This is a genomic window from Flexibacter flexilis DSM 6793 (assembly GCF_900112255.1).
In the GTDB taxonomy this organism is placed as follows: Bacteria; Bacteroidota; Bacteroidia; order Cytophagales; family Flexibacteraceae; genus Flexibacter; species Flexibacter flexilis.
In genome coordinates this window covers 1-17,567 of record NZ_FOLE01000019.1, presented here as the reverse complement: position 1 = coordinate 17,567, position 17,567 = coordinate 1, and the positions used below count along the sequence as shown (strand labels likewise).

19 protein-coding genes are annotated in these 17,567 nt (G+C 41.4%); all 19 read right to left on the bottom strand.

What is annotated here, in order from left to right:
• On the bottom strand, positions 1–3,431 hold a 3,431-nt coding region (locus tag BM090_RS17690), incomplete at its 3' end, for a phage tail tape measure protein (protein WP_091516890.1).
• 369 nt (positions 3,432–3,800) lie between these two features.
• On the bottom strand, positions 3,801–5,549 hold the full coding sequence (locus tag BM090_RS17685) for a hypothetical protein (protein WP_091516888.1): 1,749 nt from the start codon (positions 5,547–5,549) through the stop codon (positions 3,801–3,803).
• Positions 5,536–5,943 (bottom strand): hypothetical protein, encoded by a 408-nt coding sequence (locus BM090_RS17680; protein ID WP_091516885.1) that lies wholly within the window; start codon positions 5,941–5,943, stop codon positions 5,536–5,538. The genes BM090_RS17685 and BM090_RS17680 overlap by 14 nt, the downstream gene beginning before the upstream one ends.
• An 8-nt stretch (positions 5,944–5,951) precedes the next feature.
• Complete coding sequence (locus BM090_RS17675; RefSeq protein ID WP_091516882.1) at positions 5,952–6,464, bottom strand: hypothetical protein; 513 nt, start codon at positions 6,462–6,464, stop codon at positions 5,952–5,954.
• Positions 6,461–7,021, bottom strand: coding sequence for a metal-dependent hydrolase (locus tag BM090_RS17670; RefSeq protein WP_091516878.1), 561 nt, complete (start codon positions 7,019–7,021; stop codon positions 6,461–6,463). The genes BM090_RS17675 and BM090_RS17670 overlap by 4 nt, the downstream gene beginning before the upstream one ends.
• A gap of 640 nt (positions 7,022–7,661) precedes the next feature.
• A complete protein-coding gene (locus tag BM090_RS17665; protein ID WP_091516876.1) occupies positions 7,662–8,018 on the bottom strand; it encodes a hypothetical protein in 357 nt (118 codons plus the stop codon).
• 203 nt (positions 8,019–8,221) lie between these two features.
• Positions 8,222–8,788 carry a hypothetical protein gene (locus BM090_RS17660; protein WP_091516874.1) on the bottom strand — a complete coding sequence of 189 codons (567 nt, stop codon included), beginning with the start codon at positions 8,786–8,788 and terminating at the stop codon, positions 8,222–8,224.
• Complete coding sequence (locus tag BM090_RS17655; protein WP_091516872.1) at positions 8,781–9,746, bottom strand: hypothetical protein; 966 nt, start codon at positions 9,744–9,746, stop codon at positions 8,781–8,783. Before BM090_RS17655 ends, BM090_RS17660 begins: the two co-directional genes overlap by 8 nt.
• Positions 9,747–9,979: 233 nt before the next feature.
• Positions 9,980–10,387: a hypothetical protein gene (locus BM090_RS17650; protein WP_143084040.1), complete on the bottom strand. Its 408-nt coding sequence runs from the start codon at positions 10,385–10,387 to the stop codon at positions 9,980–9,982.
• On the bottom strand, positions 10,371–10,871 hold the full coding sequence (locus tag BM090_RS17645; RefSeq protein WP_091516869.1) for a hypothetical protein: 501 nt from the start codon (positions 10,869–10,871) through the stop codon (positions 10,371–10,373). The genes BM090_RS17650 and BM090_RS17645 overlap by 17 nt, the downstream gene beginning before the upstream one ends.
• Positions 10,861–11,577, bottom strand: a complete 717-nt coding sequence (locus BM090_RS17640) for a hypothetical protein (RefSeq protein ID WP_091516866.1) — start codon at positions 11,575–11,577, stop codon at positions 10,861–10,863. The genes BM090_RS17645 and BM090_RS17640 overlap by 11 nt, the downstream gene beginning before the upstream one ends.
• Before the next feature lie 72 nt (positions 11,578–11,649).
• Positions 11,650–12,267, bottom strand: coding sequence for a DUF6549 family protein (locus tag BM090_RS17635; RefSeq protein WP_091516864.1), 618 nt, complete (start codon positions 12,265–12,267; stop codon positions 11,650–11,652).
• Positions 12,264–12,809, bottom strand: coding sequence for a CHAP domain-containing protein (locus tag BM090_RS17630; protein WP_091516860.1), 546 nt, complete (start codon positions 12,807–12,809; stop codon positions 12,264–12,266). Before BM090_RS17630 ends, BM090_RS17635 begins: the two co-directional genes overlap by 4 nt.
• On the bottom strand, positions 12,725–13,093 hold the full coding sequence (locus BM090_RS18220) for a hypothetical protein (protein ID WP_143084039.1): 369 nt from the start codon (positions 13,091–13,093) through the stop codon (positions 12,725–12,727). Before BM090_RS18220 ends, BM090_RS17630 begins: the two co-directional genes overlap by 85 nt.
• 277 nt (positions 13,094–13,370) lie before the next feature.
• Positions 13,371–14,483: a DUF6712 family protein gene (locus BM090_RS17625; protein WP_091516857.1), complete on the bottom strand. Its 1,113-nt coding sequence runs from the start codon at positions 14,481–14,483 to the stop codon at positions 13,371–13,373.
• Between the two features lie 3 nt (positions 14,484–14,486).
• Entirely contained in the window at positions 14,487–15,815 is a 1,329-nt protein-coding gene (locus tag BM090_RS17620; RefSeq protein WP_091516855.1) for a hypothetical protein, read from the bottom strand.
• A 3-nt stretch (positions 15,816–15,818) separates the two neighbouring features.
• Entirely contained in the window at positions 15,819–16,133 is a 315-nt protein-coding gene (locus BM090_RS17615; RefSeq protein WP_091516852.1) for a hypothetical protein, read from the bottom strand.
• Positions 16,134–16,506: 373 nt separating this feature from the next.
• A complete protein-coding gene (locus BM090_RS17610) occupies positions 16,507–17,202 on the bottom strand; it encodes a DUF3560 domain-containing protein (protein WP_091516848.1) in 696 nt (231 codons plus the stop codon).
• A gap of 21 nt (positions 17,203–17,223) precedes the next feature.
• A partial coding sequence (locus BM090_RS18570) for a hypothetical protein (protein ID WP_177200007.1) occupies positions 17,224–17,567 on the bottom strand: 344 nt, incomplete at its 5' end.

The window sequence follows — 17,567 nt, the reverse complement described above, 5'->3', positions numbered from 1 at the left end:
TTTTCAAGCTCGGCGTATTTTCGGCGTTTTAGCTCTCGGATAATGCCTTCGCTTTTCTGCACCTCAAAGCCCATCACATCGGTATCCTTTTGCGTAACAAGCACTTGCAATTCTGCAAAGGCCGTCGCATCGTCCAACTCCTGTTGCTTGGCTTTCTTGGCGGCTTCTACTTTTTCCTTTTGGAGTTTTTGCTCCTCTTCAAGGGCTTTTTTTCTGTATTCGGCATCGGCATCAGCCAAGTCTTTCATGAGCTTGTCTTCAATGGCACTGGCGTAAGCTGCTTTTTGCTGCTCAGTTCCGACAAAATCCTTTACGTCTCGCGTGGCCTGCTCAATGAGTTTTTGTTGTTTGCCTCGCAACGTATCACCCAAAACGCTCAATTCTACGTCTTTAATCGTGCGGTCTTTCTCGTGCGATAGCTTTATTAAGTCTTGGTGGAGCTTGGCCTCTACCAATTTTTTGTATTCGGCGATTTGGCCAGCAGTGGCTTTTGTTTTCTCAAAATTGGCCTTTTCATCGGCGGCAGCGGCTTGCAGTTTTTGGCGTTTTTGCTCGTACTCGTCTGTGAGTAAAGCGATTTTCGCATCGCGGATTTTTCGGGCGGCATCAAGGTCGGCGGCTTCTGGAGTTTCTTTGCCTTTGGTTGTTTTCTTGGTCGTGGCCTTTTCTTCTTCAATGCCAAGGGCTTTGAGCAAGGCAATGCGTTCTTTGTCCAAATCGCCACTTTTTTGTTTCTCCAGATTGTAGGCGACTTCGGCGGCCTGCACCTTTTTGACGGCTTCGCGTGCCGATTCCAAAAAGGGGTTTACGCGCGAAATGCCTTTGATGCGGCCATCGCTGGCCTCTTGTTCCACAATCATGTATTGCTGCTCCAACGAAATGGATTTCTCCGTAAGTTCTTGTTGTAAAGCCAACATCGAAGCAACGCCTTTTCCGCCTTGCGTGTAGAGATTGTCCATTTTTTTACGCAGCTCTTCACGCGCTCGGCCTAACTCCAGTTTTTTATCGGCTTCAATTAGAAGCTGTGCTTCCAATTCCTCGCCTGCTTTTTTAATGACAATCTGCTGTACTAAGGAGTGGTTTACGTTGTCCAAGGCCTTTTTAAGTTCTTGGTTGGAACTGGTTTCGGCATTGATGTTTTTTAGGTGATCGGGATAGGATTCTTTAAGCTCGTTAATGAGTTTGGTACGGCGTTCGTTGCCCACATTGAGACTGAGAATTTCAAGGCCAACGGCGCGAACATTGACGCGCTCTTTCTCTAACGCCTCACTCTGTTTCTCTGCGGCGGGGACGAGCTTGTAAACCCAGTTTACAAGGCCTTCCATCGCCGAAGACACGCTGCTGAAAGTAAAGGCTTTGGAAATAGCTTTGCCAATCTTTTCCATCTTGGCCGCCATGTTCTCGTTTTTGATATTGAACTCGTTCATAATGGAGTCCGTGCCTTTGAGTGCCGAGGTCGCGGAGTTTACCTTTTTGGCCAACAACTCGGTATTACTACCAAGTTTTGCGAACACCTCACTCGCGCCTGCTCCGTCCACGTCCAGTTCTTTTAAGATGGCCGCCAAAGCCGTGGCACTTGTGCCTGTTTTGTTTGAGCCTTCCACTACTTTCACCAAAGCACCGTAAATGTCATTGTCCACCAATTGTTTAAAGTCTTTGGCGGCCATGCCTGCCACGACTGCGAACTCTTGCGGAGCAGAAGCCATCTTTTGCAAAATCTTAGTAACGGCGGTACTGCCACGTTCCGAAGTGATGTTCAGTTCTTGCATGGTGGCGGCCAAGCCTAACACTTGCCCAGAGGTCAGGCCAAGGGTAATGCCTACGCCACCGATGCGGCTGGCCATATCCGACATGACGGGGCCTGTCGCCGCACCTTCTGCGCCCAATTGGTTCAGGGCGTTACCGATATGGAGCATATCTTCCGACACGTTATCGGATTTGATGTCGGCAAAAATATTTCGCAACGCACCTACCTGTTTGGTGATTTCCTCTGCGCCTCCCTGAAATTCATCGCCCAACGCTACCACAAGCCTATCTACTGACGTAGTAAAGCCTAAAATATCCTTCTTGGCAATGCCCAACTGACCCGCCACAATGGCAATTTTGCGTAACTCCTCCGTAGGGGTTCGCGTGTCTATTTTGCTCAGTTGCTTGTTAAACTCCTTCACCTCGTCGGCACTCATGCCTGTGGTTTTGCGCAAGTCGGCTAAGGAATCAGAAAGTTTTGATTGTGAGTTGATTAAGTTCGGGATAAAGTCGGCTAACTTTTGGGCGGCCATGAGCATCAAATTCCCACCAATGACCCCGCCAGCCATCGACAAAGCACCCGATTTAAACTCCTTCCAAGCCCCTGAAAGGCCGCTCATTTTGTTTTGCACCGAACCGATTTGTCCTTCTACGGCTTTGAGTTCCTTGAGCTTGGCGGCAAAAGAAGCGGTATCGGGCGCAAGCAAAGAAAGTTCTTTTTCGAGGGCTGCGGCTTGGGCTTTTAGCCTTGCCATTGAACCCGTCGCACCTTCTTGCGCCACTTCCAAACCTTTGGCCGCACTGGTGGCGGCTTTCAGGCGTGCATCGACTTGCTGGAGCTGTGAGGCTTTGGCCGTAAACTCGGCGGTGTCAGCTTCCAGTAACTGGAGTTCCGCATCGAGTTTGGCGGCCTCGTCTTTGAGGGCTTTGATAGAACCCGCAGCGGGGGTAACAGCTTTTTCGATGCCTTTGGCCGCATTGGTCAGGTCATTGAGCTGGGTTTTGACTTGCTGGAGCTGGGCGGCTTTGGCGGCAAATTCGGCGGTGTCGCCTCCCAACAATTCCATTTCCGCATCGAGTTTGGCGGCTTCGTCTTTGAGAGCCTTGATAGAACCTGCGGCGGGGGTAACGGCTTTTTCGATGCCTTTGGCTGCGTTGGTCAGGTCGTTGAGTTGGGCTTTGACTTGCTGCAATTGGGCGGCTTTGGCGGCAAACTCGGCGGTGTCGCCTCCCAACAATTCCATTTCCGCATCAAGTTTGGCGGCCTCGTCTTTGAGGGCCTTGATAGAACCTGCGGCAGCTTCTGATACTTTGGCCACACCGCGAATGTCATCTTTTTGGCCTTGAATTACGCCCCGAACTTCTATAAGTTTGGTTTTGAGTTCGTTGTAGCGTTCTGTGCCTTTGGTTACCGTATTGTTTATTTCGCGGCTCAAATCCAATTGGTATTTGTTCAATTGGTTCATGGTCAGGCCACTCAAGCCAATTTCTTGGCGCAAGCCTGCCATCTCGGACTTTACCTTGTCCAACTTCTCGTTGGCCTTGACGTATTCGTCCGTGCCTGTCTTGAGCTTTTTGATTTGTTCGCGCAAGTCGGAGGCCTGCATCTCCAATTTGCCCAACTCGTTGATGCCCTGTTTGCCGTCCACGATGACGGTTACGCGCGATTGCTCGTTCTGATTCATGCTTGGTTTGGGTTTTTCGCGAACCTAAGCCAATGAATCAAAACAGGAAAGGACAAAAAAGGCTTCGGGGTTTCCGAAGCCTTGGGTTAATGTGTGGGAAAAATGCGTTAGCTGCCTGAAAGATGCGAAGCAGCCTCCCCAAGAGGCCGAAGCGTAAGCGGAGTCTGCAAGGGAGCGGCCACCCTTTTTCGGGTGGCAACGCCCAAAAGAATTTATTTGGGAAAGAATAATTAACGGTTTTTGGGTTTGCGTAGTGGCGGGTTTAGTCTCGCTACCGTTTCCAAACGCACAAAAGCTAATTGAAAACATAAAATTTTAAATTAGCACGTCTGCCCGCCTTGCCACAAATGCAATGTTGTGCGTTTGTGGTTATATTCCGTGTCGGTAGTTAGCATCTGCGTACCAATATATGATTTGTTTATTTTCAAGTTTATTGATTTCACTTTCAATATTTAATAACCTTTTATTGAAATAAATAGCAAAATTATCGTCAATAGGGTCTTTTTCCACATCTGAAAAATTACAATTAGTTTCTTCTTTCAACAACATTGCGTTTTGAAATAGTAATTTTAAAAAATTTTCAACGATATAATTTTTGTAACTATCCAGAAATGGAAGCCAACGAAAAGCAAATAAACAATACTCTTCATATCTGTCCCAAGCATCTATGTAATTTTCTTTGGGTGCAAAAGAAACTACATAGTAAATAGCCCTTAAAAATGCTTTATGAATAAATAATTTACGAAACCTCTCTTTCGAGTGATTTTCTGTAAAACTAGCTCCTTTAATATGTAAAGATTTGTCCCCTAATAAAGAAGGTTCAAAACTTTCAGCCGCTTTTTTAAATGATTTAGGATTTCCTTTAAACATACTCATAGCAAAGTCAAATGTAAAATCCTCACCATTAATTCCACTTGTCTGAATTGCAGGTAAATTTTTATAAGCATTATCTTCTATTGTTTTATTTTTCATAATTAAATTTCTCATAAATGAAAACATAACTGAAAAATATTTAGTAGTTCTGAGAAACATTGTCATAGAACGCCAAAACACAAACCAAACTAATTGAGATGGGATAAATTTTGCTGTTGCATAATATACAAAAGCCTTTGGAACTGACATCTCTAAATCATTTCCAAATTTTAATTGATTAGTTATTTCGTTTTTTAGGGCTAAAAAGTCAATATCTTTTGAAGGATTATCCAGTATTTCGATAGCTTTTTTAAGCCTTTCTTTGGTAGTTATTGGGGCATAGAATGATAAAAATTCCTTTGCTGAAAATTTTGTAAAATTATCAATAAATGGAAAATTGATAACTGTTTTGGAAACAAATTCAATCATATCGTGTTTTTGTTGAGTGAATTTATTTTCACAAACTTCTTCCAACTCTTTAAAAATCAAGCATAATTTATGCACTTCTTTCCCATAGTTCTTTTTAACCTCATTTAGATTATCGTCTGTATAGTGTTTGTATGCCTCAATAAAACTTGCGTTTGCAGAGTTTAATCCCCATTGCATAAAATACATATTTATACAAAATTTAGATACTTCCAAGTCAATTGGTTTGTTTTTGTAATTTCTGTAACAAACATAAGTAGCCGATATTCTATAACACAATGTAAATATATTTGACAATACCCAACTCGATGTGTTCTTAACGTGATTATGGTGAAAAAACTCCTCCTCAATGGCTTTTACAACTATATCACTATTAGGGAAATTTATTTTTCGCTTTTCGTAATGTAAAAAAAAGTTATTTCTCAGAAATTCATACTTTTGTAAAAAATCAATTCCCTCCAATAATGACAAATCATTTTCTTCACTTACTTTTCTTTTGTCTTCTTCTGTCACATCTTCAAGTTCTTTGTCTAATATAACTGCTACATAGAAGTCAAATGGTATAGGAACAAATCTAAATCCGTAAACAGCATTTACACTACCAGAAGTGTTATTTGCTATTAATTCAATGTAAGAAGTTGTAAAATCAGAGTTTACAGAATTTCTTGTTTGTTGGACAAACTTATCCCCACTCTTATAATTAAGAGGTGAGAATAAATTTGATACTTTACGTACAATAACTTGTATAACTCTGCCAAGTAATTTTTTAATTTTTTTCATTGGATTTATTGTAAATATTAATACCGTTAATGCACCAACCTTCTTTATGTAAAAACTTACCTTTATGAACTTCTCCACAATGAGAGCAACACATTTCTTGGCAAAATAAATGTGAACACTTACCCAGTATTTCAATGTTTTCTGCTTCGCAGTGTTCGCAAACTATTTTTTTGGCAGCGATATTAGTATCTATTTCATTGTTAAGAGAGTTTGTAATTTTGTAATTTCTAAAAAAGATTATCAGTCTTTCGTGATAATCATAAGATGCCTTACCCGCAATGAACTCTTGTTTAAATTCTTCGTATCGGGGTGAATTAGAAACAAGAGTATCTGCCAAAGCAAAAGCATCAGCAAATCTATTTTCCTGTATTAATGTTAAAACATTTTCAATCATAACCGTTTTTATTTGTTGTTTAACACTATAAATTCTGTAAAAATGCTTAAAGCAATTCCTAAAAATGATGCTAACATTATTAAAATGAATGCGTAATAAATCAAAGAGGCTTTTTGATTGTTAATTTTTTGATTTTGAGCATACGCATTTATATAACTTTCAAGTACTAATGATTTAAATTCGTAAGGTTCAAGGCTATGTGCTTTAACTTTAAGTAACTCATTTCCCATACCTGTTAAATATTTCTTGGGTTTAAGTACAAAAAATATCATAAAAGAGGCACATACAAAAATTAAGAATATAAAAAAAATACTGCTTACGAAAAGAATATGCTTTTGATTTGAAAAAGACAATTTACCTATCACTTGTCCAAATATTTGAGCAAAAATACCTGCTAATGCTAATACAATTCCCAAAGCAAAAGTACCTTTATTTATCAAAATACCTGTTCTTGCTAACTCCTCATCAAATCTTTTATAAGCAACGGTTATTGCAGCATCTATGCTTTCAATATGTTTCATTTTTCTAAAAATTTATTGTGAATAAAGTATGATAAGTAAAGTAGTAATATTTCAACTAATAGGTAACTAAAATATGGAATTTTAGAAATACTAAATGGATAGAATATCAATGTTAAACCACTCGAAGCATCACGAACTACGTGAGAAGTTAAAGCGGCAAAGACAATCCAAAAAACAAAAGGTTGTGTTCTGAAAAAAATAAAAACCCAAAACCCAAAAATTAAAGCAAAAGTTATACTGTGTGTTATAGGACGCATTGGTAAGTTAATTGCATCTGAAACAGAAAATGAACCTGCAAGAATAAAATGGTCTATATCAATAATTGTAGATATAAAAAAAATTAAGGAAAAATTATATAAATTGTATTCTTTGAAAAATGGTAATAATATTATAACGCCAACTAAACCGTGTACAACTCCATCATACAAAGCCCAATACTCTCGTTTAAAGATTGGTCTTGTTTCTATCAAGTAATCACTTATTAGGCAATAAGCAATCAAAATTATTGCTGTTATTGCTAAACTTTTGTAGTTATGCTGAAATTTAATTAACTTCATTTGTTATTTATGGTTCTTTTACAATAACGCACAATGGAGCGGAGATTTGCGAAGTTACAAAAAAGGAAAACGTAGCGCATACATTTTTTGTGATTTCAGCAAATCCCTTTGTTGGGTTAATATGCGGGAAAAATGCGTTAGCTGCCTGAAGGGGCGCAGCCGCCGCGAAGAGGCCGAAGCGTAAGCGTAGCCGTAAGGGAGCGACCCGAAGGGGAACGCCCAAAAGATTTTATTTTTTGAATATATCTTATAGTTGCTGGACTAAATCTTTACAAATAAAACAAGTGGGATAAATTGGATTATGGTACTGAACTTGACAGACTTTACACAAAGTGTATTGAGGTACAATGTTATCTTCAATCGCGGCGCAACGCTTGCAACAGGTTTTAACGTGTTTAAATAGTCTGTACTCAATACTTTCTTCAATACTTAATAATAGAGCCTGTTTGCCTACAATTAAATCAAATTTTTCCTTAGCTTCTTGTCTTACTTTTAAAATTGCCGTCCTATGCAAAAACTCTATTGTCAAATCTTTAGCCCTATCAAAGTTTGTCGTACGAGCTTTAGTGTAATATGGAATACTAACTGGATTTTCAAAAATATGCTTTTTGGGACAAGTGTAATTGTTTGAATCTTTGATTCACCTAATAGTAGTTACACCACAAGTAGGACAGGCATTTCTAATTTCCGAATTCTCTTTTAAATAATTATAAACCAATTCTTCGGAGATTTCCTCTTCTTCCTTTTCAGGTCTATAACTACTCATTATTTTTTCGTAGTGTTCCTTGAATTTGGTAGGCTGAACAGTGTGTTGTATAACTAGAGGTTGTGTAGTAGAACCACAGTTTTCGCACGCATCTTTTAAATGTATGCTTCGCATTTTTTCCCAATGCTTTGTAGTCCATGGCTTTGGCAGTTGCCAAAGCCTGCGAAGCGCCTGCTCATAGCTAATCAAATCATTTATGAGCAATTCTTTAATAGCAAGGAGTTCGTCCATTGTTAGAAAAGTGAGGTGAGTGTGTGAAATAGCCCAAACACATCAATGCTTATGATTATATTTGAGTTGTTGTCTGTTAAAAATAAAGGCACTACGAGATTGAATAATAGTAAAATAATTTCTATTAAGACTGAATATCCATAGTTGGCCATAATGCCATCATAAAGAGAAACTTTGTAGTATATAAATTACATATGTATACTTTATTGTTTAACCTCATTTAAAAATAGAGCATACATATTACTAACTATTAGTAGTAAATAAACAACAAAATGATAAATAAGTGCTATTGAGATTATATTACAACATATAGTAATCCACTCAGAAACAGTATTCTGTATTACTATAAGGTCATAGTTATCCAATACACAAAAATCATATTGAGTTGTCAATACAGAGAAAACAATTATTATACAAAAAACGATTGAATAACTAATTTGTATAATTAGTTTTTCGCAAAATTCAAGATAAGTTGCTAAAGCCTCTTTTTCTTCTTCTTGTTTATCTATTTTTATATTAAACTCTCGCTTCTTATTTGCAGCTTTATCTGTTACATATACAATTAATGTAAAGAAAAAACCTGCAAAAATTGAAAGAGAACTAAGAATTATCCCTACATAATCCTTAGTTATTTTAATTTTCATAAAAAGAACAGTAAAAAAAGCAAACATAATTGGAAATAAAGTGAAAGTAAAAATTCTTTTATTTTTACTTTCAATAGTTTTGTATGCTTCTTTGATAATTTGAGCTATATGAAATATATCATTCATTCTTTATTTTATTTAAAAGTTTTAAACAAAATTCCTTTATTAAATTAATATCAGGACTGTCACTATCTTTTCTTTTTAAGCTCACAGGTAAATCTATGGTAGGTAATATATCAAAAGTGTCTGTTAATTTTGCATGAGCCTTTCTACCCTGCTCATCTTCATAATAAATTTTCATTTCAAAGTTTTCCAGCCGTTCTTCTGCTAGGAAATTTCCATTGAATAATTTTTTTCCACTCTTGAGTAGATTTTGTATTTTACCAATAAACTCATTGGAGTTTTTATTTATTTTACGAAGCTCTACTACAATTTCAAATTCATCTTCCTCTGATAATAGAGGTTCAAATTGCCTTCTTGCGTCACTGGTTTGTACTTTTTTTGAGAACGCAATCCGTTTTATTAAACTACGTTCAATAAAACGTTTTTTGTCTTCTTCTGGAACAAATGGATAAGTCACTAACGTAAGGTTAAGTTTTCTAAAAAATAAAGAGAGATTATCTAATAGGACGCTTGTCATTGTTGCAGATGAGTAATATTGCACCATTAGAATACCTAAATCACGGTGAAAGGGAGTCCATAATAAAAAGTAATAATCAAGTGCAGCTATATCATCTTTATTTATTTGATTTTTAACTGTTTTGCTATTTTTTTTATTATATATGTCCTGAGCGATATTACTTAATCCTCCTCTAATCATTCCATGTATAACATTTTCAGAAGCAATAAACGTAATGCTATTATCATTAGGACTTAATGACTTGGTATTATCTTTGTTAGTAGAGAATTCACCATTAAATGAATTTATATAACTTTCTATGAATTTCTTATACTTTTCATTTTTATCTGTAATAGATACATCTGATATCACTGTATCTATTACAGCCTCAAATTTTAACAAATCTCTTTTACCACTTCCTTTTACAGAGAATCGGTATAATGCTAATTTCAAATCGTGTGACATATATTTAGAATTTTGTTTCTAATCAGCAATTACTTATGAGGGGAAAGTTAATTTATAACTAATCCCATTATCTAAGACGTTTGCCGAAGGGAAAAAGGGTGACACGATTAGAAAAAAAGTTTTCCACAAATACTTAACAAATTGATAATCAAAACATAAAACACAAAATATTTTCCATGTATTGCGCTTTAATGCGTCAAAGGAACGTTTTTTTGTGAAACCACACAAGAATCTTAATTGCCCAACCCCGATTTTACGGTATTCACGGCTTGTTCGGCTACTTTGGAGCTGACGACGGCGTTTAGGACGTGAACCCGTCCGTAATAAGGCCGTGAGTACCATTTTTTGGGTTTGCGGCCTTTGCTTTTGGCCTGCCAAACTTCGCGGTTGGTTTGGGCGGATTCGATTACTGGCCTGCGGCCTGCGCCCATGTCCACGAAGCGGCCATAGAGTTTGAAACTGAAGGAGGCTTCAATCACACCTGCTTCTTTTTGGGCTACTTCTACGGCGATGCTGTGGAGTAACTCGTCGGTGTGTTTTACTTTTTTCTGTTTGATTTGCTCGCGCAAAACGCGCGCGGTGCGGTTTGCCCAGTCCTGCACTAAGGCATACACAGCGAAAAAATTAGTCGTCCCACTCATCGGCCTTAAAGATTAGCTGCTGATTATCAGATTCGTAGAAAGTTACCTCAAAACGTTTTCCGTAGGCGTTATCAAATACAGGGCCTACTTTCTGAATCGGGATTGGCCTAAAAGTAGTGTTTTTGAAAAACTGACGAGTGCGGGCATGGTGCAGAATTTTGGAAAGGATTTTCTTACCAATGCGCTCACATTCCACCAACACTTCTTCGCGCTCCGCGATGTTACTTTTCTCTACTTTGCGCAACACGGTGTAGGCCATGATGGTGTCTTGAAACACGGAATCAAGGTCTTGCAAATCGGTTGTTTTTTCGGGAAACTCAATGAGTAGGCAATAGCCGCGCAAATCAAAATCATTGCGAAGGCTATTGTACACGTCTTCAATGTCAATCGTACCAAAACGTTTTTGTGTGGCCGAATGCTGGATTTCAGGCAATTTGGCGGCAATTTCTTTTTCAAAATATTCTCGTAACTGCTTATCGTTCATTGTCTTGCGTGGGCTTGTTGGCCAATTGTATTTGCAAATGCGCCAAGATTATATAAATGTTTTTGCGTGCGGTTTGCTCGTCGTCGCCGAATTTATCGCCTGCCAAATTCAGCAAAACGGCCAACCAACCATAATTAGGACGGCCTCTTTCCTCGTCGGTGGGTGGGGCGAACACCAAGGGAAATTGCAAGACCAAGTTTTCGCGCCAAGCGGTGTATTGCAACAAGACGGCCAGTTTTGCGCCACGCGGGAGCTTGGCGAAAGCAGCAGCACGAGCGGCCACGACATTCTCATTAAAGGGCTGGCGTATGTCGCCGTCTTCGGGTCGGTATTTTTTGCGTGCGGGTCGGTAAATAATGGCGGCCAAGTTATCCAAATCGCTGTCTTGCTGACGGCGGCAAAAGTCCAGATAGTATTTTTCGCACTTGATAAACTCAAAAAACGAGAGGTTTTCCATGTTGTCGCCTGCGGAATGGAACAGCAAATTAGGCTTGGGGAATCTTTGCCGCAGCGTGAGCGTAGGCAGTAAACACTTGGCCGAAGGGCGCGACTCCAAGAAAGGCTCGGTGAGCATGGCCAAGTCGTAGAGTTCGGTATCGGTCATTTGGTTAGCCAAAAACCAAGCCAAACGGGGGTGTTTTTCAATAGAAAACAAAACAGGCAGCAGCCGCACGATGGCAACATCGCGCGACTGCTGACAGGCCAAAATCTCATTGACGGCGATCGCTCGTCATAAGATTTTGGGCAAGCATAAAATTTTCCGTCAAGATAGAATCCGTTATTTTCCATTAGCAATTGTAACATTGAGGGTGTCAAGTCCTGTATGTGGGTTAAAAAGGAACACTTGGCATTGTATCGGGCGCGGTTTCCAGAACTTCCAACGGGGGGAGCGGCGGCCTTTGTGCGCAATGGCTGTAATGTCATTGCGGACGGAATAGTGAGTAACGTGCAGGCTATCCGCGTCCGCAATTGCGGACATTGTAAAGTAGTTATCGGAATAGCTGTACTTTTTAAAATGCTGCGGCAGCGAATCGCGCGGCGACATGACAAGCGTATCACGCGCAGGCATGCCCGCCTTGCCCGATGTAGTAACCGACAAACGCATGACGGCCTGAATACGTTTGAGCTTGATGTCAAAGGCGCGTTCTAAGGCGGCAATGTGTGCCGCGTTCAGCTCTCGAAGCGTAGCGGCAGAGAGCTGGGCGACGGGAGCGACAGTTCTTTGTTGGCCTTGTGCATTGCGCACGCGGCGCAATTGATTGTTATGCGCTAAAACAAGGTTTTCGCGCTCCGCTTCAAGGGCTGCGATTTTATCGCGCTGCCGTGAGTAGTAATCGCCGAGCATAAGGCAGGCGATTACGAAAAGTACATAAAGCAAAAAAGCGTAATTTTTCATAAGTCAATGAAATTAGCAACCTTGTAAATCTGTCTTTTAAGGCGTTTTTTCTTATAAACGCCGTCGCCTTCACGGGAGGCGGCCTCGTTGGTATTGCCTTCGACGGTAACGACGATGTTACCGTTACCCCAATCGTGGATAAAGCCCACATGCCCGATGCGGCCCAAGTTGTTGTAATACAGCCCGAACAAGTCGCCTTGTTGGGGTGTGGCCGTCGGCGGACGGCCACGTGTGTAAATGGTATTGCGGGCTGGAAACATGGCTGCCGCCCAAGCCGTAATCGGGTGTTTGATGCCTGCTAATTGGAGACACCATGAGACGAAGGCGGCACACCACGACTGGCCGCGTTTGGCGTTGGCTGCGTGTAGGAAGGTTTCTACTTGCAGGCCGTCGTTGTTTCCTGTGGCTTCGCGCACGCCGACTTGAGAGGAATAAATCTGTGCTAATTCCTTGCGTTTTAATTGATTATCAGTGCCGTAAGCAACACCAATAGAAAGAGCAAAAAGGAGTAAAAAGCCATTAAAGTAACGATAGATTGACATGGTGAAAGGTTTTTAAAGTCTTCTTTGAAACGATGAACATAGTAGTCAAATAGCGGCCTGAAGTTGAAAAAGACACCCAGCCAAACAATGCCGTTAAAAACTACCAGAATAGCAATGGCCATTAAAACGGCCTGCCAAATACCTACGTCGTAAGTGCCTGCGGTTGGGTCGATGGCACGGAGCACGAAGGGCGAAATAACAAAGGCAAGCAAGGCAAACGGCCAAGCCCACACGTCAGGCCACAAGGCCAAAAAGCGCAAGAAACGCGGCAATAGATTTTTCATTGGATAAGGGTTTAGAATGTAAATAATTGAAAATTAGGCTACTCGGTTGGTGGCGGGGATTTTGATTTTTTGATTTTCTCGTATAGCGTCCAGAGTGCTAAAAATCCAGAAACGCAAGAGAAAATCAGGGAAACAATGCGCTGTATCGTGTCTAAGTCTTGCAGCGACCAAGATAGGCAAAGGCAATTCGAGACGAAGACGGCAAAATTAAACAGCGGATTATCGCTGAAATGATGGTTGTTTTCCATGATTAAAAGAAGGGTTTAGGTTTAAGAAATTACGCCCAAAAAGTGGGGCTGTGATGGTTATTGACGGGAAAACGCTCGCATTGCTGGGGCTTGGGGCGTAGGGGACTATCGCGCCAAAGGGGATAATCGTCGGGATTTTTCTCCAGTAAATCGGAGATGGCGACCAAAGCGGCTTCGGCGGTTTTGCCGATTTCCGTGCGTAGGAGTTGGAGGCGTTCCAACTCGGCGGGCTGCTCGACTTTGTTGGATTGGGTGTTGTTGTTGTTAAACAACATAATACCCTTGTCAGAGAATTTGACGGTTAGCTCCAATAAGCCATTGTGCATGGCTTTGAGCGCGACAAATTCTCGGACGCTCTCTAAAAGCGTAGCGTTAGGGGCGGAGAGCGAATGATTGGCTACTTGGGCTTTTAGCTCAAGGAACAAATCAGTGTACAGCAGGTTGCGAATTTGGTTTTGTTCGACTCGTCGGATAAAGGCAAAGAGCTTGTAAAACACCATGCGGCTCTCGCTGATGTACTGGTAACGGCCAAATTCTTTGGCCGTAGCGATGAACAGCTCTCGCGGCCAAACCACTACGTCAGCGGAGGCAAAAGCAGGATAAACGGCCTCGTTTTCCTCCAAAAACGCCCACAGGTGTTCTAAAGCGATATTGCCGATCAGTTGCGCCGAACCCTCCAAATCATTGATTTGCCATTGAAAGGCGGTCTTTTCGTTGTCATTGGAAATGATACGAATGCCCGAATTGTCAATGGAAACGGAGTTCCAAGGGATATACTTCTCGTAAGAGAGTATAGCCAAAGGTGCTAACACGTAGGGCAACAATGCTTGCATTTGCTCGACTGTGGGCAAAGGCGTAAGCAATGGGGTAATGGCCGCGTCGAGATTGGCTGCTAAAAGGTCCTCGTTCGCGGCCTGAATATTGGCGTTTTCGGTAATGATTTGCTGTGCTTTGGCCTCGTAATCGGTCTGGTCATTGACCAACAAAAGCAATTGGTTGAGCAGGGTTCTGCCCAGCACTGGCAAGAGCAAATCCCGTTGCACTTGCACGATAAACGGGCGCAAATTGGCTATGTCAAAGGCTTTATTAACGGGAATATACGCTCTGAAAACCTCGGGGCTAAGAATAAGAATTGGTTGCATGGTTTAGGCTGCTGGAAGAGTTTGACGGGCATCAGGGGTTACTTGGTCAAGGGTTTGCATAATGGGGGTGCGAAGCCTGAATTTGAGCTTTTTATCCCAACCGTTGTATTTTTGCACAAATCGCAAAGGCTCAAGGATAAGTTCTTGGTGGCTTTGGCATAAAGACAGGTACATATTGAGTGCTTCACGGACATTAGAACCCGAATTACCGCCCAAACCTTTGCCAGGCATCGAACCGATCAGGGCATCATGTACGCCAAGCGCGAATAATAAGTGAGAGCTGGCCTCTTGGGAATCTTCGATGTATGCGCCGTCTTTCATGCCGTCTTTAATGGTTTCGACTTCCCAACCGTAAGGTTTTCCGTTGTTATCGTCAATGATGTTGGTAATCAATGCTTTGCCTGCGTTTTTCGCGCTTGTGAGCATCTCGTTGATTGAAGTCTGGGTTTCTTTGATGCGTGAAGCCCGTAATTCGGGTTTGGCATCAAAATCAGGGTATTTCCATACCCACCATTTCGTTGGAATTTTCACCACGTACTTAATACTCATGGCGTTACGCATCAAAGCGCGTTTAAATTCGGGTATACTGTTGGCAAACTCCAACCAACCCGAAACGCGGAGCGTATTCCAGTGGGCTAATTGGTAAAAAGTTCGGCCCGGTGTGGGGTAAGAAATGGGATAAATGAGTTTGAAGGCCTTGCTTTGGCGTGTGTGCTCAAGACTGTCAAAGGGATTGATTACGCTTACTTGGAGTGTTTCGGGGGAATCATGCCTTGCACTCTGCCAATTGGCATTGATGTAGCAAGTTTCAATGATGCCAGTGCGTGGGTTTTGTACCTCCCAACGGCAAAACGAAGCGTCATTGGCGGCAATGGAATAGATTTCGGAGCGGTCTTTGGTTAAAACCAACTCAGGAAAAACATTGTAGAAATGATACAGGTCGCTGCTTGCTTTGGCCAAATAATGGGGAAAGCGTGAACGCTCTATAAATTCTTCAATGGCATCATTTTCAACGGGTTCAAAGAATCGTTTTTTGTCTTCGTAATGATAATATCCGTATTCCAGCCCGCCCGAAACCAAGGCGCGTGCTTTCCAGTCCAGCACGGCGGGAATAATGCTGTTACGGGAAATTTCAGACAATACGCGTTGTGGAAACAAGTTGTCTTCGCCCCAAAAGGCAATGGGTTGATTGTCGGAGGTTTTGTATAATGGCTGTGAATGGCTTGCGGCAGGAGCAGGCGGAACAGCCGCCGAACTACCCAGTCCCGTTTCCACGAGCAGGGAATGCTCAGGGATATAAATAACCTGTTCAGAAGTGAAGTTGTCGCCCATGTTTTAGTTTCCGTAACGAACGGCCAATCCATTGAAAGAGAGAATGAGATAGATGTGTACTTTGTAGAAACGCTTTTCTGTTTTGCACCAAATATTTCGTGTTCTATTCTTAAAATGACTTGGGTTCTTATGTGGTTTAGGTTGTTGGTTATAAGTTCTTTGCAGTCCAGTTGCTTTGTTTTTGGCAATGCAGGCATTGGCCAATGTAATGAGCTGTCCGCCTTCTCCAGTTCGCCTGTTGGCTGTTACAAATTGAATGGAGAAAGTGGGTGTTGTTGGCATGGTGGCCAGTAGCAGATTGAGCGGAATGCTTTTCATAGGCCAAAAATAGAGCTGTCCTAAAAGGCAAAAAAGGACAAATAAGGAGGCCACTGTGTAGTAACCTCCTTGAACGTCACCTCAAAGTTTGCGATGTCAGGGACGATGAGGAATAAGCGGCTCAAAAGTAGAGCAGTCCTAAAAGCCAAAAAAGGACAAGGTTCGTAGTAGAATATATCGGCAAAAACCATTTTGCGGGTGAGGAAGCCACCACTACATAATACCAATAGAATTTTTTCTTTTTGTGTATTGTGGTAGTGGTGTCTGAAGAGACCGCGAGGGCGGCCCAAAAAAGCCCTCCCAACGTCAAACAACGCTGTAAAGGGCTTATAGTTTAAATTTGAGGGGTTTTAAAGGGTTTTAAAACAAGGGATTATAACAAATAGCTGTCTTCCTGTTGCGCGGCTCTTGCTTGCTCGGCTGGCGTTAGTCCCCAAAGTTTTTGGGCTATGGCTAAATTGTTTTCCATATTGTTTAAATCCTTTTTGGCGTAAGTCAAAGAAAATGAATGAGCGCGGGGAATCGTGCCGTTTTTAAGTCCTGCGTGCTGCTGCTGGGCTTGCTGCAACTTAAATTCATAATATTCTATACTTTCGGGCATGGACAAATTTATTTGGTCTGCTTTGGCCTCCCAATAGCTGGCGCGGCTCTCGTAGCTTTCGGCCTTGTCGGATAGTTCTACGGATTTGCGCATACGGTTGTAATTTCTATCAATTAAAGCCCTGTGCCGCTTTTCGCTGTGGTGGCCTATTTTGATAGGCTCACCCAATACTAAAAAGTCCCTGCCTTCTTGCGATGCTTGATAATATTCATCACTTTTTTTCTGTGCATTGTTAGAGGCGTTTTGTAGTCTTTCGGCCTTGTTTTTGGCGCGCTCTTGGGTGTTGAATCCGTCGGCGCGAACAATGGAATAAAAGTAAAAGCCTTCTTTTTGATAGATGAGGTTAAAAACAATACACTCGTTTTCTTTGCCGTACTTGGTCGTTACTAAAATGGTGCTTCCTTTTTCGTGCGGCTCTTGGCATTTGGCTAAATAAACATTGGGGTAATATTTTATATAAGTATTCATGTGATGACGTTTTTAAAGGGGTTAAAATAAGGAACTTATAGCATAAGGGTTATCGCCTTCATCTTCAAATTTTATATCTTGTACGGCTTCTGGTGTGCCGTCTTGGATACTGCGCAAATACTCGGCGTACTCTTTATATTTAACGGCTTGTTTGTAACTCATAAATTCCTGTTCGTGGTAAGGTGTGGTATAATGAACCGATTCGCCTAAACAAGAATTTATACAAATACCGTTTTCAAGTTCCATATATACACAGCCTGTCAGCTCGTTAAATCCTACTATTTTAATTGCTTCGGCGGTGGCGTTTTCGGCATAAGCTGCAAAGAGTTTTCCAATGCCTACCGATTCGCTATAAGGTATATAGG